Raw genomic sequence first — 19,664 nt, 5'->3', positions numbered from 1 at the left:
TCAGATTACTTTTTGGCCTGAAATCAATAAATAATGCGTAATAATCTCGTTTAATCAGTTTTTTGCATTATCTTTGTACATTATTAATATTAGGTATGAACATATCATTGCGAAATACGATACGGTGGGCACTCATCGCTCTTGCCGCTCCGATATTCCTCATCATATTGTTGGCGGTGCTGCTCTATCTGCCTCCGGTGCAGAACTGGGCGGTAGACTGCGTGGCGGACTATGCTTCGGAGAAGACTGGAATGCAGATCTCCGTGGGCAGGGTGAATCTGGAGTTTCCGCTCGACCTCGGAGTGGAAGACTTCAAGATGATAAAACCCAACGACTCGCTGCCGCAGGTGAGAGACACCGTTGCCGATGTGGAGAAACTCGTGGTCAGCGTGCAGCTCATGCCGCTGCTGAGCCGGCAGGTGGAGATAGACCAGCTGGAACTCAGGGGTGTGAACATGAACACCACCGACTTCATACATGAGGCAAGGGTGAAAGGCACCGTGGGGCTCCTCTCGCTCAGCAGCCACGGCATAGACTGGGGCAAGCAGACAATCATCGTTGACGATGCGCTGCTCAGCGACGCCAACGTCAGCGTGGAACTCAGCGACACCGTGCCGCCAGACACCACCAAGACCCCTACATACTGGAAGATACACGTGGAGCAGCTCAACGTTGACCGCACGCGTGCAGTGGTACACATGCCAGGCGACACCCTGCAGGTGGACGCATATCTGGGCAAGGCAGGAGTGAGAGAAGGAACCTTCGACCTATACAAGAACCTCTATCGCGTGGACAATTTCGAACTTGCCGACGGCAGGATAGCCTACGACAACAAGTTCATGACACGTTCGCGCGACATCATAGACCCCAACCACATCCTGCTCTCGCAGGTGAACCTCGGCATCGACTCCCTCTCCTATGCCATGGAGACTTCGGAGCTGAAGCTCGTGATGCGCCATTGCGCACTGAAGGAGATGGGAGGACTGCAGATTGCCGACATCAAGGGACCTCTCTCTATGGACTCCCTCAAACTGAAGATGCCGCAGCTGCTGCTCAAGACCCCCGGCTCATGGCTGAAAGCCGCCGTGGACATGGACCTCAACGCCTTCAGCGACTCCTGTCCGGGACGCCTCTCCCTTAGGGCAAACGCATCGCTCGGAAAGCGCGACCTCATGCGCTTCATGTCCGGTATGCCAGCGCCATTCCGCCGGCAGTGGCCCGACAAACCATTGACTGTCAACACGATACTCAGCGGAAACCTCCAGCGGATGAGGCTCCGGCTGCTCAACCTCAACCTGCCGTCGGCACTGAAAGCAGACGCCAACGGATATCTCACCAATCTCACCGACACCAAGCGGCTCGGCGCCAGCATCAACTTCAAGGCATCGGCTGCCAACACGCAGCTTATCACGGCGCTCGTGGGCAAGGAGAACCTGGGCGGAGCGAGGATACCGAACGGCATCTCGCTCTCGGGCAACGTGAAGACCGGCGGCAACCAGGTGTATCTCGCCGACGTGACGATGCGCGAGGGTGGGGGAACGATGAAGGCGAAAGCACGGTTCAGCATGCCGAACATGGCATATAGCGCAAAAGTCTCTGCCGCCGGAATGAGGATAGACCATTTCATGCCGACGCTCGGAATGAAAGACTTCTCTGGAACCCTCGACGTAAACGGCAGGGGCACCGACCCTATGAAGAAGAGCATGACGGTGGATGCCAGTGCCGACATCAGGAAATTCGTCTACGACAAATACCACTTCACGGGCATCACCGCCGATGCCCGACTCAGCAACGGACTCATACACGCCAACATAAACAGCAAGAACCAGCTGCTCGACGGACTGCTCTCGGTGGACGGATTCGTAAGTTCGAAGAAAATCTACGCCACCATAGCCTCCGACATCAGCCGCATTGACCTCTATGCCCTCGGTGTGGCAAAGAAGCCGCTGATGGCATCGCTGTGCTGCCATTTCGACGTGGCAACCGACATGCGCCACTCGTATATGCTGAAGGGAGGAACGAGCGACGTGACGATTCTCGACTCGCTCAAGGCTTACCGGCCGGTGAACATCACCTTCGACGTGCTCACCAACCGCGACACCACAAGGGCGAAGGTAGACTGTGGCGACTTCTATCTCAATATGAACGCCCGCGGAGGATACGAGCATCTGCTCTCGCGCTTCGAGAAGTTCGGCAGCCTGCTCTCAAAGGAAATTTCCGACGGACGCATCGACTATGTGGCGCTGCGCCAGCAACTGCCGGAGGCCGACTTCCGCATGAAGGCGGGAAAAGACAATATCTTCAGCCGATTCCTGAAATATTACGGCTACACCTTCACCAGTGCCGACATGAACATGACGATGTCGGCGGCTACGGGAATGAACGGTGCCTTGCAGGTGAACGAGCTGACGGCGGCGGGAGTGCTGCTCGACACGATACGCTTCAATGTGGTGTCAGACTCCGCGAACTGTACCTACAACGGACAGATACGCAACTCTAAGAACAATCCGCAGTATGTGTTTAATTCGCTCTTCGACGGATACGTGTTCGACCGTGGTTCGGGTCTCAACATCTCTATCTACGACGCCGCCAACCGCCTCGGCATCAAGCTCGGAGCCACGGCGACTATCGAAGACACAGGAACGCGCCTCCATCTGCTGACCGATGATATCATACTGGGATACAAGAGGTTTGAGGCCAACGAGAACAACTATCTCTTCCTCGGCGACGACAACAGGGTGTCGGCAAATCTCAAACTGAAGTCTGCCGACGGCATGGGACTACAGGTCTACACCAACGACGAAAACCACGACGCCTTGCAGGACATCACCGTGGGACTCAGCAATTTCGACCTATCCAAGATTACCGCCGTGCTGCCGTATTTCCCCAAGATAACGGGAAACATGAACGGCGACTTCCACGCCATACAGACAAAGGAGAACATCACCCTCTCGTCAAACCTCAGCGTAGACAAGATGACATACGAGGGATGCTCGCTCGGCGATATAAGCACCGAATTCGTATATATACCTCAGGAAGACGGCAGCCACTATCTCGACGCCGTGCTCTTCAGCGAGGGCTCACAGGTGGGGTCGCTCATCGGAACATACCACCCTGCCGGAAAGGGAGTGCTCAATGCCGACCTCAAGCTCGAACATCTGCCGATGAAAATCGTGAACGGATTCATACCGCAGCAGCTCTTCGGATTTGAGGGATATGCCGACGGCTCGATGAAGGTGAGGGGAGAACTCTCCAAACCGCATGTCGACGGTGAGGTGTTCCTCGACTCCATGTATATGGTCAGCGTGCCATACGGCGTGAAGCTCCGCTTCAGCGACGACCCCGTGAGAGTGGTCGACAGCAAGCTGATGCTCGAGAACTTCGAGGTGTTCGGCCACAACGACAATCCGCTGAACATCTACGGAAACATAAACTTTGCCGACCTCGACAATGTATATATGGACGTGCGCATGAAGGCAACAAACTATCAGCTCATCAACTCAAAGGAGAACTACCGCAGCGTGGCATACGGCAAGGCGTATATCGACTTCTACGGTTCGGTGCGCGGAAAACTCGACAATCTGATGATGCGCGGACGGCTCAACGTGCTCGGTTCCACCGATGTGGCGTATATACTTAGAGACTCGCCGCTGACCACCGACAACCAGATGGACGAACTGGTGAAATTCACCAATCTCAGCGACTCCACGCAGCAGACCGTGGAGCATCCGCCGTTGACGGGTCTCGACATGATTCTCTCGGTGGGAGTGGACGAGGGAGCCCACGTGATGTGTTATCTCAATGCCGACCACTCCAACTATATCGACCTTATGGGAGGCGGCGACCTGCGTATGACTTACGACCCGCTCAACGAACTCCGCCTCACGGGCAAGTATACGCTCAGCAACGGTGAGATGAAATACGCCCTGCCGGTGATTCCGCTCAAGACCTTCACCATAGAGAACGGCAGCTACATAGAGTTCACGGGAGATGTGATGAACCCGAAACTGAACATCACAGCCACTGAGGAGACGAGGGCCACGGTGGGCACCAACGGACAGCAGGGCAGGACTGTGGACTTCAAGTGTGGAGTGGTGATAACAAGGACGCTCAACGATATGGGACTGGAGTTCACGCTCGATGCTCCCGAGGATATGTCGCTCCATAATGAGCTGCAGGCGATGAGCATGGAGCAGAGAGGCAAACTCGCCGTTACGATGCTCACCACGGGAATGTATCTCGCTGACGGAAATACCAGCGCATTCTCAATGAACAGTGCCCTCAGCTCGTTCTTGCAGACGGAGATAAACAACATAACGGGAAATGCCCTGAGAACACTCGACCTGAGCTTCGGCATCGACAACTCCACCGACGCCTCGGGAAGTATGCACACAGACTATTCGTTCAAGTTTGCCAAGAGATTCTGGAACAACAGACTCAAGATAATCGTGGGCGGAAAGGTGTCGAGCGGTGCCGACGTGCCAAACCAGAACGAGTCGTTCTTCGACAACGTGACGTTTGAATACCGTCTGGGCGACACATCGAACAAATACCTGCGGCTCTTCTACGACAACAACTCCTACGACTGGCTCGAAGGCACTACGCAGGAGTTCGGAGTGGGATTCACATGGCGCAAGACGATGCAGCACTTCAAGGATCTCTTCCGCAAGGAGAGAAAGATGCAGATGCCGGCAGCTCCCCAGCGCCCGGCTCCAGGCGATTCCACAAGGGTGCATGTGGTGAATAAGGAGATAAAGTGATTAGAATGAAAATGAAACACCAAATATTATCAAATACCCTCGGCACACTGATGGTATGTGCCTTGGCGTTTCTCGCCACGGCGTGTTCCACCACAAGCTCCGTGCCCGAGGGCGACCAGCTGTATGTGGGACTGAAACAGATAGAATATGACGACTGCGAGAAGTCTGACCACTACTATTCCACTCAGGAAGAAGTGGAGGCAGCCCTCGCCACGGCACCAAACGGAGCCTTCTTCGGCAGTTCATATCATCGCACCATACCATATAAGCTATGGATATGGAACGCATTCCATAACTCTGAGGGAAAACTCGGCAAATGGATTGCCAAGACCTTCGGCAACGCACCGGTGCTCATGAGCTGGGTGAATCCGCAGCTGAGAGCGTCGGTGGCACAGTCGGTGTTGCGTAACCATGGCTATCTGGGCGGCACGGTGGGCTTTGAAGTGGAGACGCAGAAGAATCCCAAGAAGGCAAAGATATTATATAAGGTGGCGATGAACCAGCTGTCGCTCATCGACACCGTGGAATATGCCAACTTCCCCGCCGTGGCAGACAGTCTGATTCTCGCCACCCGCGACCAGGCGCTGATAGGTCCGGGCAAGCCTTTCAATGTGGCAACCCTTGATGCGGAGCGGAGCAGGCTCTCGGCCCTCTTCCGCAACAACGGATACTACTATTTCCAGCCTGCCTACGCCTCGTATCTCGCCGACACGCTGGCTCATCAGGGCAGGGTGAAGCTCAGACTGCAGCTCGCCGACAACATCCCGGAGAGGGCGCGCCACAAATGGTATATCGGAAACCTGAAGGTGAACATCCAGAAGCAGCTCATGGAGCAGCTCAAGGACTCGTTCAACTACCGCCGCCTCATACTCGCCTACAACGGCAAGCGCCCGCCAATCAGAGCGCGTCTGCTGCTGAGACATCTCCGTCTGTTCCCACGGCAGCAGTATAGCCAGGACGCATATCTCGAAAGTGCCGAAAGGCTCGGTTCGGCAGGACAATACAGTTCGGTGCAGTTCGCCTTCACACCTCGCGACACCACAGCCCAGTGTGACACCCTCGACATGACGGTGAGCTGCGTGCTCAACAAACCGTATGAGTTTTATGTGGAGACTAATTATAGCAACAAGATAAACGGACGCACCGGACCGGAGCTGGTGCTCGGTCTGAAGAAACTCAATGCCTTCAAGGGCGGAGAAGTGGTAGACCTGCGTCTGCATGGCGCCTACGAATGGCAGACGGGAGGACAGAACGGCAAGGACTACAACTCCTATGAATATGGTGCAGACCTCTCGGTGTCATTCCCACGAATGATATTCCCGTTCCTCAAGCCTTACAGATATCACGTCACGCCGACTACAACGGCGAGGGCGTCGGCAAACGTGATAAACCGTCCGGGATATTTCAAGATGCACACGGCGTCGGGAAACTGGACCTACCAGTGGCAGCCCACGGAGACGAAGAAATTCGAAGTGACACCGCTGACGCTGAAATACCAGCACCTCACCTATACCACCCACACCTTCGACTCCATAATGAACGCCAACCCCTATCTGCTTGCCACCATGCAGGACATGCTCATACCGAAGATGCAGTTCTCATACACATACAACAGTTCGAAGAAATACCGCAACCCGATATACTGGAACCTCACGCTCTCGGAGTCGGGCAACGTGCTCTCGCTCGGCTATCTCGCGGCAGGAAAGAAATGGAACGCCAAGGGCAAGGAACTCTTCAAGAACGCCTATGCACAGTTCGTGAAACTGGAGACCGACTTCACCAAGACATGGAGCATCGGACTCAAGTCGCAGCTCGTGGGCCATGTCAATGCTGGCATCGTATATTCGTATGGCAACGCCGCATCCACGCCATACAGCGAGCAGTTCTATGTGGGAGGCGCCAACAGCATCCGTGCCTTCCCCGTGAGATCGGTAGGTCCGGGACGCTACTACACCGACCAGGCGCGCCTCTCCTATCTCGACCAGACCGGCGACATGAAGTTTATCGCCAATCTGGAATACCGTTTCAATCTCTTTGGTGACCTCTATGGCGCCGCCTTCCTCGATGCCGGCAACGTGTGGGGAGTGCGCGACGACGGATACCGCAAGGGGGCACAGTTCAAGATGAAGAACCTGCTCAAGGAGATGGCGGTAGGCACCGGCATTGGAGTGCGCTACGACCTGCAGTTCCTCATCCTGCGCATAGACTGGGGAGTGGGCATCCACATGCCATACGACACCGGCCGCAGCGGCTACTACAACATACGCAAATTCAAAGACGGCCAGTCGCTCCATCTCGCAGTGGGATATCCCTTCTGAGCCTCATATCCATCCTGATCTCAACCCCATCCTAACCTTCCCAAAGGGGAACCCATCCTGACCTTCCCCAAGGGAAGGAACGAGTTACTCAGAATACTGCCATCTGCCCCCTCTCGTTCTCCCCCGTAGGGGAGATGCTGGTTACTCCGTTTATGGATAAATCGCTGAAAATGAGATACCTACAGATAACAATCATATAGCCAATGGTATCTGTCCCTCCCCTACGGGGGAGGCTAGGTGGGGGCTGATGTGATTGGCTGAAATCAAGATGCAAAGTAACTTTATGTTTTCGCAGGATGTGTGTTTATCCTGGTTTTTGTCTAAAAAGCATAGACTAAGGAAAAAGGAAGAGCCCCAGCACTTGCAAATCCTTCTAAATCCAAAACCAAAATCCAAGAATCATTAACGAAATATAATCAAAAAATGGAACCGTGAAAAGACCAATCCGTGTTTCATTTTTTTTTGATTTGTGTCCCTACCGCAGACCATGGACACAACGCCACCACGTAATGACAATATCAGTGATAATAACAATCTGTCATAAAAACACACACCCCATCAAATGCCCGATTCGTGATACACTTTTGGGCACAGACAGGAAATGAAATCTGCCCACTTGGGGCAACGTGCTTGCCCATGTTGGGTAACGTGCTTGCCCCATGTGGGCAACGTGCTTGCCCAAAACAGAACAAAAAGTATCATGGAATGACACGCTCGTAAACGAGATTCAAATCACGCCATCAGAACAGACACCTTCTGGTTTTTGGAAAGTCATGACCGTTTTGGGCTTATATCAAAAATATACCTTTAACGTCCTAATGACCGTTTTTGTGTTTATTGCCTCTATGGAGTTTTACCGTACTACATTATTCAGCAATGCAATTCCAGACAAATTGCCAAGAGGAACAGAATTTTTATCCTACCTATTTGCCAGTTTTGTAATTTTGTATTATTTTTGCAAATAGCATACATCTTGTGACCACACGAATAAGTATGACAACTAAGTAACGAATTTGATATTCATCATATTGATGACCACTACAAAAACGACCTTATCAGATGCGCCCTCTGTTGCAGGGGACGACGGCGAAGCCATACCGCAAACCGTCGAATCCCCCACCGGTTCACCCGTCGCAGACAGCGACGGGATGTCGTGGTATGTGGCATGTGTGAGGGTCAACTACGAGAAGAAATTCATGCTCGCCATAGAGCAGGAGTTCCAAGGTCGCGGCCTTCCTATCGAAGCCTGGGTGCCCACAGAGAGGCGCGTAGTGGTCAACAGCCGCGGCAAGCGCTGCATACGCGAGTTCGTGGTCCTCTCCACTTTCGTCTTCGTTAGGGTGGAGGCTTGCCACCTCAACGACATCCGTTTCCGTCCCGACGTATACAAGATGCTCACGTTGCCCGGCAAGAAGACTCCCCACATCATCCCCGATGCCGAGTTCAACAATTTCCGCCGCATCATAGACACCGGCAACGCCACCTTCATCAACCGTCCTCTCAGAAAGGGCGACAAGGTGCGCATCACCGACGGTGCCCTTGCCGGTTGCATGGCGTTCGTCCAGCGCATCCAGGGCAAGAAAATAATCATCGGCAACGAGCTCCTCTACATCGGCGGCGCCACCATAGAAGTAGACCGCGAGTCCCTGGAGTTTGTGAGGGAGGGCAGGAAGTGCTGAAATGTAAATAATTTAATTTCGCGATGAAAGGAATACAAAATACAAGTACCAATAATTTCAGTTCAATTATTGGCAATAACAGAAAGTTCATAGTTCCGAAATTCCAACGTGATTATTCCTGGGGCGTGGAACAATGGGATGACTTGTGGCAAGATATTCTGACGATGATTGACGAAGAGGAAGACCATTATATGGGGTATCTCGTTTTGCAGACCAATGATGACAAATCATTTCATATTATAGATGGTCAGCAACGTTTTACGACTGTGACAATCCTTATTCTTGCTTCTATAAAATGTATAAAGACATTTGTGGAAAATGGAGTTGAATCAGAAGACAATCAGCAGAGGATAGACAGTCTGCTTCATACCTATATAGGGAATAAGGATTCTGTAACTCTCGTTTACGATAATATCTTGGTGCTGAATAGAAACAATGATGCATATTTTCGTGATTATATTGTTAAATTAGAAGAATTACGTGTTCGGAATCTCAAGGTTTCAGAAAAACTCATGAAGCAATGTTTTGAATTCTTTGAACAGAGGCTCCGGGGTAGATATGAATCAGGAAAGGACTATGCTCGATTTATCCAGACTGTGGTAGACAGACTGTATTTCACACAGATTGTTGTTAATGACGAAATGAATGCTTTTAGGGTGTTCGAAACTTTGAATGCCAGAGGTGTCCAGCTCTCATCTTCGGATCTTCTCAAGAACTATCTTTTCTCACTGGTGGACAAAAACAGTTCTCACCCCAGCAGAATAGAAACGTTAGAAGAAAAATGGGCAAAGCTAACAGATAATATAAAATCGGAAAAATTGCCGGAGTTTCTGCGATACTATTGGAATACCGGACATAAATCCATACGTGCTAATGCCTTGTTCAAGACTGTCCGGAAAAATGTTACTACCGACCAGACTGTTTTCAAACTTGTTGACGATCTCTATCGTTACAGCGATGTATATATGGCACTGACAGACAGCAATGATGCTTTGTGGCAAGATGCAGAGGTGAAACGATGCGTAGCACTGTTGAACATTTTCAGACTCAAGCAACCATTTCCCGTTTTGATGGCGGCTAAGTTGAATCTTCCTGATTCTGATTTCAAGAAGCTCTTCAAGAACATACTTAATTTATGCTTCAGATATAATGTCATTTGCGACCGCAATCCGAACGACCAGGATGGTCCGTTCAATATGCTGGCCATGTTGATAAAAAAAGAAAAGCGTGTCGATTATCAATTGTTGTTGCCGATAGCTGTTGATGACAAAGTCTTTGAGAATTCCTTCTCAGACAAGTCTTTCCCATATACTTCACGGAATGTGAAAATCGTCAGATATATTTTGGCGACGTTGGAAAAGCATAATGGCTCCACACAGGATGTGTCATTCATTGATGAAGATGCTACAATAGAGCATATAATGCCACAGAATGCTGAAGACGAATGGAATGTCGATGGCGACAAACAGCGTCAGCTTGTTTTCAGAATTGGCAACACTTGTCTTTTGGAAAAAAAACTTAATATGGCGATAAAGAACTCTTCTTTCCAGGAAAAAGCGAAAGAATATGCTAAATCCTCCTACCTTGATGCCAGGACCATAGCATCCAAGAACTCCTGGACGGAAAACGACATAATAAGTCGTCAGTCTAAGATGGCCCGTCTCGCTGTCAATGTTTGGAAGACTGTGGTTTGAGTGGGAATGAAACTTCAGTGATTATATGAAACTCCTATAGGTGGGATGTTTCCATTATTCATTGAATAATATGAAAACTAACTCTACATTCTTCCCCCACAGGCATGTTGGTTTCTGCTCTCGCTTTTTGTAGTGAGGGTTGCATTACTGACAATTATATTGATTGTACTTTTGATAGTGTCTGATTATATATTCAGAATAAAGAAGCTAAGACTTTTTATAGGAGGATGAGAAACTTCCACGTAATAGGACGAAATACTCTTGCGGCTTTCTGTAAAATGGAGCAGCTGTAAGTAAACAATAATAATTTCCTTATGAAAGCAGTGATTTTTGCCGGTGGTCTTGGCACCCGTTTCAGTGAGAAGACCCAATACATGCCGAAACCTATGATAGAAATAGGCGGCAAGCCTATACTTTGGCATATTATGAAGATTTATTCAGCTTATGGAATTGATGATTTCATAATATGTGCAGGCTACAAACAGAATGTCATCAAAGAATACTTCATGAACTATTATATGCTGAACTCTGATGTTACGTTCGACTTGTCAGACAATTCCGTGAAATTACTCGAAAATCATTCAGAGAAATGGAAGGTTACAATCGTTGATACAGGTCTCAATACCATGACGGCAGGAAGATTGAAACGGATAAAGAAATATATAGGTGATGAAACGTTCTGTCTGACGTATGGTGATGGCGTAGCAGACTTGAACATAGCAGATACCATCAAAGAACATGAGAAAAGCGGCAAGCTGCTGTCGATGACTGTATATAAACCCGCTGGCCGATTCGGTTCTGTGCATATCAATTCAGAAACGGGTACAGTTGAGAGTTTTGAGGAGAAACCCGATGGAGAAGGAAATTGGATTAATGCCGGATTCTTTGTCTGTGAGCCACAAGTGTTCGATTATCTGCCCGAAGATGCCGATCCCGTGATGTTTGAGCGTGAACCCTTACAGAAAATTGCAGCAGATGGTGTTATGCATGCCTACAAGCATAAAGGATTTTGGAAACCAATGGATATGTTGAAAGACAACATGGAACTTGAGAAAATGTGGGCAACGGATCAAGCCCCATGGAAAGTTTGGTAAATACAGCAGAATATAATGTCACAGATAGAAAAAGTACGTGTGATACCTCGCCGTCTGATCTCTGACGACAGAGGTTGGTTTTTGAAAGCCATTATAGGAACAGAAGAAGATATCCCATCCCATACTGGTGAAGTTTATCTCACTATGGGAAAACCTGGACAGGCAAAGGGAGGACATTATCACCCGGAAGCTTTAGAATGGTTCACGGTGATCCAAGGCGAGGCGATTCTTAAACTCGAAGACATCGAAACCCATGAACGGCGAGACATACCAATGTCATTGGACAAGGCCATTTCTGTATTCATTCCAAACAATGTGGCCCATACCGTAGTGAATAATTCAGATAAGGATTTCATACTCTTGGCTTATACAGACAAACTCTACGATCCGAAAGATACTATTTCATATACAATCAAGTAGTCATAGTGATGATAGATATATTCGACGGCTTTTTTAAAGGCAAACGCATTCTTGTTACAGGACATACAGGTTTCAAAGGTTCGTGGCTCTCCATTTGGCTTCATGAACTTGGAGCTGAAGTAGTAGGAGTCGGTCTCGAACCATATTCCGACAAAGACAATTTCGTGTTGTCAGAAATCGGTAGCAAGATGAAGGCAGATATCCGCGCTGATATCCGCGACGGGAAGAAAATGAAAGAAATTTTTGCCGAATATCAACCGGAAATAGTTTTTCATTTGGCAGCTCAACCTCTTGTTCGGCTCTCTTATGATATCCCTGTCGAAACTTATGAGACAAACGTGATGGGTACAATCAATGTGATGGAAGCCATACGGAATACGGATAGCGTTAAAGTTGGTGTCATGATTACTACAGACAAGTGTTATGACAATAAAGAACAAGCAGAGGGCTACAAAGAAACGGACCCCTTTGGCGGCTACGACCCATATTCGTCATCAAAGGGCGCCTGCGAGATAGCTATCCAGTCGTGGCGTAGGTCATTCTTCAATCCAGCCGACTATGGCAAGAAGCATACTATGTCGTTGGCATCTGTCAGAGCTGGCAATGTAATAGGAGGAGGTGATTGGGCTTTAGACAGAATCATCCCGGACTGTATAAGGGCATTGGAGACGCATCAGCCGATAGAAATCCGTTCTCCACGGTCTGTCCGTCCATGGGAGCATGTCTTGGAACCCCTTTCCGGCTATATGCTTTTGGCTCAGAAGATGTGGAATGCCCCAACCGAGTATTGCGAGGGATGGAATTTCGGACCAGAGGCGGAAAGCGTGAGCACTGTTTGGGATGTGGCAACAGCATTGGTCAATAACTATGGTTATGGAAAACTGAAGGATGTTTCCAATCCAAATAATCTGCATGAAGCCAAACTGTTGATGCTAAATATCGATAAAGCCAAAACCCGACTTGGTTGGCGTCCACGTATGAATATGAAAGAATGCATTTCCCTTGTGGCGGATTGGTATAAGCGCTATCCGAAAGAGAATGTATATGACCTTTGTGTTGAAGAAATTAATAAATTCTTAGAATATAATGAAAATTAGTATATTGGGAACCAATGGTTTCCTCTCAACTGCGATTGCCAAGTATGCTGTAGCAGAAGGATGGACGTTGGAAATGTATGGACTCCAACGTCCCGATGACCATGATTGCAACTTGTTCCATCAGGTTGATCTGATGGATTCAGAAATGGACTGCACGCCTTTGTTGGATTCTGACATGATAGTATATGCTATAGGTGCCGGAATTCAGGCCAATTTGAAAGAAGGATACAATTTGATATACAACCTCAATGTTACAGTTCCTGTAGCGATATGCAATAAGCTGAAGGAACTGGGTTATAAAGGAACTTTCGTGACTTTTGGCAGTGTCTTCGAGATGGGAGCAACTACCGAACAGCGTTTTTTCTCAGAGAAGGATGTCTTGACATCTCTCTGTCCTGCTCCCAATGACTATACGGTAAGCAAGAGGATGCTGAGCAGTTTCGTGTCATCATACAAGCACGATTTCACCCATTGGCATTTTTATATCCCCACTATCTATGGGGCAGGTGAAAATCCAAAGCGTTTGATACCGTATGTAGTCAATGCTATTCGCAATGGCGAAGAACTTCATTTCACGGCAGGAGACCAAGTGCGACAGTACGTTCATGTATCTGAAGTGCCTCGTATGTTGGATTTGGCTTTAAAGAAGAAACTTGCTTCGGGACTCTATAATATAGAAGGAAGCGAAACCTTGACAGTCAAGGAGATAGTCACCAAGATACACCACGCAATGGGCAGGGAAGTGCCCGAAGGTTGTTTTGGCTCCGTGCAGCGAGCTGATGCCGGAATGAAATATCTTGCTTTGGATGGCACGAAGCTGAAGGATGCTATTGGCTTTGAGGCAGAAAAGCGGATTGAAGAGTCATTGAAAGACTATTGATGTCGTATGGATAGAATATTACTGACGATAGCTATACCCACATACAAGCGCTGCAAATATGCGGTGCAGAATGTGAAGCATCTTCTTCCTCAGGTGAATGCCCATCGGGACAAGGTACGTTTGATTGTTACGGACAATCATTCTGAAGATGGAACATTCGAAGCATTGACCGAGATTTCACGTCAAAACGATGGTGTCTTCAAGTTTTATGAGCAGAAGGAGAATATCGGATGGATGAATAATTTCTTCTTTGGCATAGAAAATTCAGATTCTGAATTCGTTTTCCTCTTGGGAGATGACGACATTGTTAGCCCAAATTTCTTGGATGTTGTCATTCCATTGCTGGAACAGGGAGGTGACCGTCTGGGTATGCTCCACTTCAACTATATCATGGCGAGCGACAATCTCTCTGACGGTCGTCTGTTGTATCCGAACTTGGAAAACGAACAGATGGTGCTTGAATACAATGATGCCTCTGAGTTTGTGAAAAAGTATCATAAGGGACCGAGCTTCATTTCTTCCGTCATCTTCCGCAAGTCGTGTATGCTGAAAGGTAAAGAACTGAACTTGCAGTCGGATACCATAGATTACAGTTGGTTCCTCTGTCTTTACACCGGTATAATAGGATACGACGTGATGTTCTACAAGATGCCGTTGTGCGTGCAGCGGGTAGGTGGATTCTATCCTCGTTATTGCATGAACTATGTGATAGGCATGTATAATGTCTTCAAGTATCTTGATCCGTACATGCCTGGTGTATTGGAATTCTGGAAGGAGAAATTCGCAAAGGAGCATGATTCAATCGCAATGTGTATCAATCAGATAATAGAATACAGAGATTTGTATTTGCCATACGAACAATTGTTTACTGAAGCATTGCCATCGGATGATTTGCGCAAACTGCTTGTTGTTGCCCTGCATTGGAAACAGTTTTGGGCAAGAAAGTATTTCCGCCTTTATTGGATGAGAAGAAGATAAAGACACTGAATCAATATCGTTTTCATGAGTTTAAAGAAAGAATTAGTATCGGGTGCGATATATATGGCTGTAGCGAAATATTCAGGGTTGGCGATGACCATCCTGATTACTGCTATATTGTCTCGCTTGCTCACACCTGAGAATTTTGGTGTGGTGGCTTTGGCTGGTGTTATGCTCGCCTTGTTTAATCTTTTGGCGGATATAGGTATCGGACCGGCTGTGATACAGAACAAGACACTGACTGCTGAGGATATGAACAGCATCAACACCTTCAACAGTTATCAGGGACTGGTGTTGGGTGTCGCCTTTTTCTTCTCTGCACCTTTCATCGCTGAGTATTATGGCAATCCTCAAGTCAAGTTGGTCTGCCAGATAATGAGTGTCAATATATTGATGGGATGTGTAAATGCCGTACCGAACAATATTTTGTATAGGCAGCAGCGTTTCAAACTTATAACCATCATATCGCTGTGCACTCAGTTCGTTGGCGGAGTAATATCCATTGCCATGGCGTTCCACGGTTGTGGTCCTATATCTTTGGTCTTGCCGTCTGCCATCATCTCAATACCTACGATGTTTGTTCTCCGTTACATAACGAAGGTACATTTTGTATGGCGTATTGATTGGGCACCGCTGAAAAGGATATTCTCTTTTTCCGTATTCCAATTTCTTGCTAATGTGGTGGGCTATTTTTCACGAAATATGGACTCGATGCTTGTAGGAAAATATATGGGTATGAAGCAGCTCGGATATTATAACAAGTCATACAATCTGCAACTGATGCCTCTGCAATATATATCAGGTGTTCTGATTCCTGTTATGTTGCCTGTTTTCAGTAAGTATCAGGATGACATCAATTATATACAGCAAAAATATACACAGATTCTTCGTTTCTTTGCCTTTGTCGGCGTTCTGCTATGTGCTTTGTTGTATTTTTGTGCCGATGAGCTGATTCTGCTGTTCTTTGGCGACCAATGGGGGCAGTCGGTGCCATGCTTCAAGATTATAGCATTGAGTATTCCGTTCCAAATTCTGGGGAGCTCCAGCGGTTCTGTTTTTCAGGCAACAGGTCACACCAAGGCAATGTTCTGGAATAGTTTTATAGGTGCATTCTTCACATTAGGCTCGTTTGCAGTCGGTGTCATCATTTTTGGAACTATCGAAGCTCTTGCCTGGGGATACACTGCAGCTATGATTATCACGACATTCATCTGCTTCTATATCATGTATACTTATGCCTTGAAGTCTTCGTTCTTGATATATTTGCAGAAAATGGTAGCTCCTGCTATTTTCGGCGTTGTATTATGTATAGTTTTATATTTCATATCTTTGATTCCGGTCACCATCCCAATTGTTGCTATGCTCATCAAGGGCGTGGTCGGTGTGGCGTTCTCTATTTTTTATATCCAGTTCCTTGGATATTATGATGTCTTCGCTATGCTGCGTAAAGGATTGGTGAAGGTTCATATCCTAAAATAAAAAGCATTATTATGTTGGCAAGACTATTAGACTTTCTGGATGGCATATATCCCAGCGTCAATTCTCGTGCTCCATTCTTTGGACAGAAGTTGTTGCGCCGTGTCATTCTTTCCGGTATTTACCGGATTAACAATTTCCTCTGCTGGTATTATCACAACATAAAGAAGAAGAAAATTTCTAATCCGGATGAATGTGACTATGTGGTGTCTCTCACTACATATCCTGCCCGTGTTGGCAATGTCTGGCGTGTTATTGAGATGGCTGCAAACCAGAGGGGTATCAAAGACAAGTATGCAATTTGTCTGTATCTGATAGAATCTGAGTTTGAGGGCATCGACCTTCCTGCAAAGATAAAAGAGCTGCAAGCCCGTGGCTTGACGGTAAAGTTTAACAAAGAAAACCTCAAATGCCACAACAAGTATTTTTATGCCTTCAAGGATTATCCTGAAAAGACGATAATTACGATTGATGATGATCTTCAGTATAATCATCATTCTATATCTAAATTGGTAATGTTTAATAAAAATCATTCTGGTTGTATTTCTTTCAATCGCGGCAATCTTATAGCTAAAGAAAAGTCCTATAGTAGTTGGCCTTTTGTTGATGACATGACTACACCATGTTATAATGCGTTTCCAACAGGAGTAGGTGGAGTTCTATATCCGCCATATAGTTGTGGTCCAATGGTTACTAACATACATATTATAAAGCAGACTTGTTTAAGGGCTGATGACTTGTGGCTAAATTTTAATAGTCGGTTTAATGGAACCAAAGTGGTACAAACAGATTTGAAATCTACTTATATGGTACTCCCTCAATCCAGTCAACTGTATGCTTTATGGACAACAAACAATAGTGATAGTAATAACGGAAATGATGAACAAATTAGCCTTATATCAAAATGGGCAACTGATGAGCTCGGTTGTGACTTTTTTGTTAATGTTTAGATCTATAACTATGAAAGTAGTATTGTAACATGTGAAGTCTTAACATCTTTCATTATTCCAAATAGATTTTTTATGTCAAAATTCGCACCAATAGCACTTTTCACATATAACCGCGCCGACCATACACGGAGGGCGGTGGAATCTTTGCTTCAGAATGCGGAAGCTAAGGATTCTGACCTCTTTATCTTCTCCGACGGAGCAAAGAACGAGAAGGCGATAAAGGGAGTTGAGGATAATCGCAAGTATATACACACCGTCACAGGTTTCAAGTCTGTCACAATCGTAGAGCGAGAGAAAAACTGGGGGCTGGCAAACAGTCTGATTGCCGGCATCACAGATGTCATCAATAAGTATGGCAGAGTTATCGTTGTTGAAGACGACTTGATTTTGTCTCCATATTTCTTGAAATTCATGAACGATGGATTGGAGAAGTATAAGGATGATGACAGGGTTTCTTCTATTAGCGGTTTTATTCCAAACGTTGAAGAAAAACTTCCAGAGACATTCTTCCTTCGTTTCTTCCATTGTTGGGGATGGGCGACATGGGACAGAGCTTGGCATCTTCTAAACAATGATGTGAAATATTTGTTACGGAAACTTCGATTCAAAAGTAATTATTTCAGTTTGGATGGAAGTATGGGAAGTTATGGAATTCTTTATTGTCAAAAAGTAGGATTGGTTGATTCATGGTATATCCGCCTTTACGCATCTTTTTATTTGAATGGTAAATTAACGCTTTATCCAGGAAAACCGATGGTGGAAAACGCAGGGCTAGATGGTACAGGGACGCATTGCGGGAAACAAGAATATAGTACGAACTTGGTGCATCCTGATATTTTGCCTATAGAGTGCAAAGATATAGCGATATTGGAAGATAAGAAAGCTAGAGATTGCATAGCTAGAGCATTTAAACGTAATATTCCTCATGTGAATTACATAAAATCACAATATTATTCTCTCAAATCATTTTTAAGAAGACTTCTCTATATTGACTGCTTGTAATTGTTTTTTGGCTAAATACTTATATGTGTTTAAAGATGATAAAGAAATTGCCATTTCTCTATAAGTTGTTGCTCTTTTTGTGGCATAAATTCCGGTTCTTCCGTTAAATGCGTAGACGCTTGTCGTGTAGAGCGTATAGCTTTAACGTGAAGAATTCATCATTTCTGAATCCATACATTTGTCTTTTCAGCACTTTAATCTTGTTGTTTATACCTTCAGTAGGGCCATTTGATATCGGGTAGTCATACCATGCAAGTATATATGGCTTGTAGGCCCGCAAGGTAGCAGCCATTTTGACCAATGGCTGTATTTTTGAATCCATGGCCTGCCGCACCCATTCGTTTAGCACCAATTCTGCATCATCCTTGTTGGTTTGGTTCCATATTTCCCTCAAGTCTTCTTTCAGGTAATATGCAATCATCAACGGTTCATTCAAGTTCAGCACATTGTCAAGTCTTGTCTTGTATTTTGCGTCAAAGATGTCGTTGCCGTTTCTCAGCAATATCCAGCGCGTGCCCTTGATTACCTTACGCTTGTTAACGTCTTTCTCAGCATGCCACAACTGGCGGCGCAACTGGTCTATCCTTTCATTCATGAGCTTTACCACATGAAAATGATCCACGACAAGAGAGGCATTGGGGAGATTTGCCGTTACCGCCCCCGTATAAGCAGACGACAAGTCTGTGCATACGGCTTTTATGTCATTCTTTCTGTCTCCGAGCTTGTTCCAGAATTCCTCAAGCGAAGCCTTGCCGTTACCGTCACCTACAAAGACAATCCGCCCGGTTTCCAAGTCTACGACTATCGTCTTGTAAACTTGTCCCTTGTGGGTAGCGAACTCGTCTATGGATATGTATCTGAGGTTTGAAAGGTCAGGGCTGCCATACTCCTTTTGCAGGAACTCCATCTGTATGTTCCGCACCATGTCCCAAGATACATCCAGGAACCATGCAATGTCCTGTATAGTTGCAAAGCGCGACAAGTCTATAACCATATTGGCGAAAGCGGTCGTATGCCTGCGCTTGCCTTTTGCGAAATCGACATCCTCGTTCTTTATGCAGCCACAATCAGAACATTTGACACGTTGGATCTTCATCTCGACGAAAGTCTTTGAACAACCTATCGGCACGCTCACAAAGCGTCTGGCCGTGAAACCATTACGGACTACATTATGGCTTCCACACTCCGGACAGCAAAGTTTGTCTGATGGAGTTTGGATATTCAAAACTATTTTATTACTTTCGCAACGCATATCCAAACATTCTTGCAAGGATATGCCAAAAGCTTTATGCATTATGCTGGCATTCATTTATCAT

The 19,664-nt window shown here is 46.8% G+C and carries 13 protein-coding genes; 12 read left to right on the top strand and 1 reads right to left on the bottom strand.

The features are described from left to right. Window positions 1–95: 95 nt before the first annotated feature. The 12 genes from ACDC99_RS07165 (at window position 96) to ACDC99_RS07110 (ending at window position 18,348) form a co-directional block, all read left to right on the top strand. Entirely contained in the window at window positions 96–4,760 is a 4,665-nt protein-coding gene (locus ACDC99_RS07165) for a translocation/assembly module TamB domain-containing protein (protein WP_370756416.1), read from the top strand. Between the two features lie 5 nt (window positions 4,761–4,765). After that, window positions 4,766–7,078 (top strand): translocation and assembly module lipoprotein TamL, encoded by a 2,313-nt coding sequence (tamL, locus tag ACDC99_RS07160; RefSeq protein ID WP_462686411.1) that lies wholly within the window; start codon window positions 4,766–4,768, stop codon window positions 7,076–7,078. Between the two features lie 1,013 nt (window positions 7,079–8,091). Continuing rightward, window positions 8,092–8,757: a transcription termination/antitermination NusG family protein gene (locus ACDC99_RS07155; protein WP_370756414.1), complete on the top strand. Its 666-nt coding sequence runs from the start codon at window positions 8,092–8,094 to the stop codon at window positions 8,755–8,757. 23 nt (window positions 8,758–8,780) lie between these two features. Beyond that, on the top strand, window positions 8,781–10,451 hold the full coding sequence (locus ACDC99_RS07150) for a DUF262 domain-containing protein (protein ID WP_370756412.1): 1,671 nt from the start codon (window positions 8,781–8,783) through the stop codon (window positions 10,449–10,451). Between the two features lie 314 nt (window positions 10,452–10,765). Next, window positions 10,766–11,545, top strand: coding sequence for a glucose-1-phosphate cytidylyltransferase (gene rfbF / locus ACDC99_RS07145; protein ID WP_288772874.1), 780 nt, complete (start codon window positions 10,766–10,768; stop codon window positions 11,543–11,545). 15 nt (window positions 11,546–11,560) lie between these two features. Further along, window positions 11,561–11,965 (top strand): polysaccharide biosynthesis C-terminal domain-containing protein, encoded by a 405-nt coding sequence (locus ACDC99_RS07140; RefSeq protein WP_370756410.1) that lies wholly within the window; start codon window positions 11,561–11,563, stop codon window positions 11,963–11,965. 8 nt (window positions 11,966–11,973) lie between these two features. Continuing rightward, window positions 11,974–13,062: a CDP-glucose 4,6-dehydratase gene (gene rfbG, locus ACDC99_RS07135; RefSeq protein ID WP_370756408.1), complete on the top strand. Its 1,089-nt coding sequence runs from the start codon at window positions 11,974–11,976 to the stop codon at window positions 13,060–13,062. Next, window positions 13,052–13,942, top strand: coding sequence for an NAD-dependent epimerase/dehydratase family protein (locus ACDC99_RS07130; protein ID WP_370756406.1), 891 nt, complete (start codon window positions 13,052–13,054; stop codon window positions 13,940–13,942). The genes rfbG and ACDC99_RS07130 overlap by 11 nt, the downstream gene beginning before the upstream one ends. A gap of 6 nt (window positions 13,943–13,948) precedes the next feature. Further along, window positions 13,949–14,920, top strand: a complete 972-nt coding sequence (locus tag ACDC99_RS07125) for a glycosyltransferase family 2 protein (RefSeq protein WP_370756405.1) — start codon at window positions 13,949–13,951, stop codon at window positions 14,918–14,920. 24 nt (window positions 14,921–14,944) lie between these two features. Beyond that, on the top strand, window positions 14,945–16,399 hold the full coding sequence (locus ACDC99_RS07120) for a lipopolysaccharide biosynthesis protein (protein WP_370756403.1): 1,455 nt from the start codon (window positions 14,945–14,947) through the stop codon (window positions 16,397–16,399). 11 nt (window positions 16,400–16,410) lie between these two features. Further along, a complete protein-coding gene (locus ACDC99_RS07115) occupies window positions 16,411–17,346 on the top strand; it encodes a hypothetical protein (protein ID WP_370756401.1) in 936 nt (311 codons plus the stop codon). A 72-nt stretch (window positions 17,347–17,418) separates the two neighbouring features. Further along, window positions 17,419–18,348 (top strand): glycosyltransferase, encoded by a 930-nt coding sequence (locus tag ACDC99_RS07110; protein ID WP_370756399.1) that lies wholly within the window; start codon window positions 17,419–17,421, stop codon window positions 18,346–18,348. 103 nt (window positions 18,349–18,451) lie between these two features. On the opposite strand, the gene ACDC99_RS07105 is transcribed toward ACDC99_RS07110, so the two are convergent. Continuing rightward, window positions 18,452–19,657, bottom strand: a complete 1,206-nt coding sequence (locus tag ACDC99_RS07105) for an ISL3 family transposase (RefSeq protein WP_042517111.1) — start codon at window positions 19,655–19,657, stop codon at window positions 18,452–18,454. Window positions 19,658–19,664: the final 7 nt, after the last annotated feature.

This window comes from Prevotella pectinovora, assembly GCF_041323955.1.
Classification (GTDB): Bacteria; Bacteroidota; Bacteroidia; order Bacteroidales; family Bacteroidaceae; genus Prevotella; species Prevotella pectinovora.
This window is presented reverse-complemented; position numbering and strand designations above follow the sequence as displayed.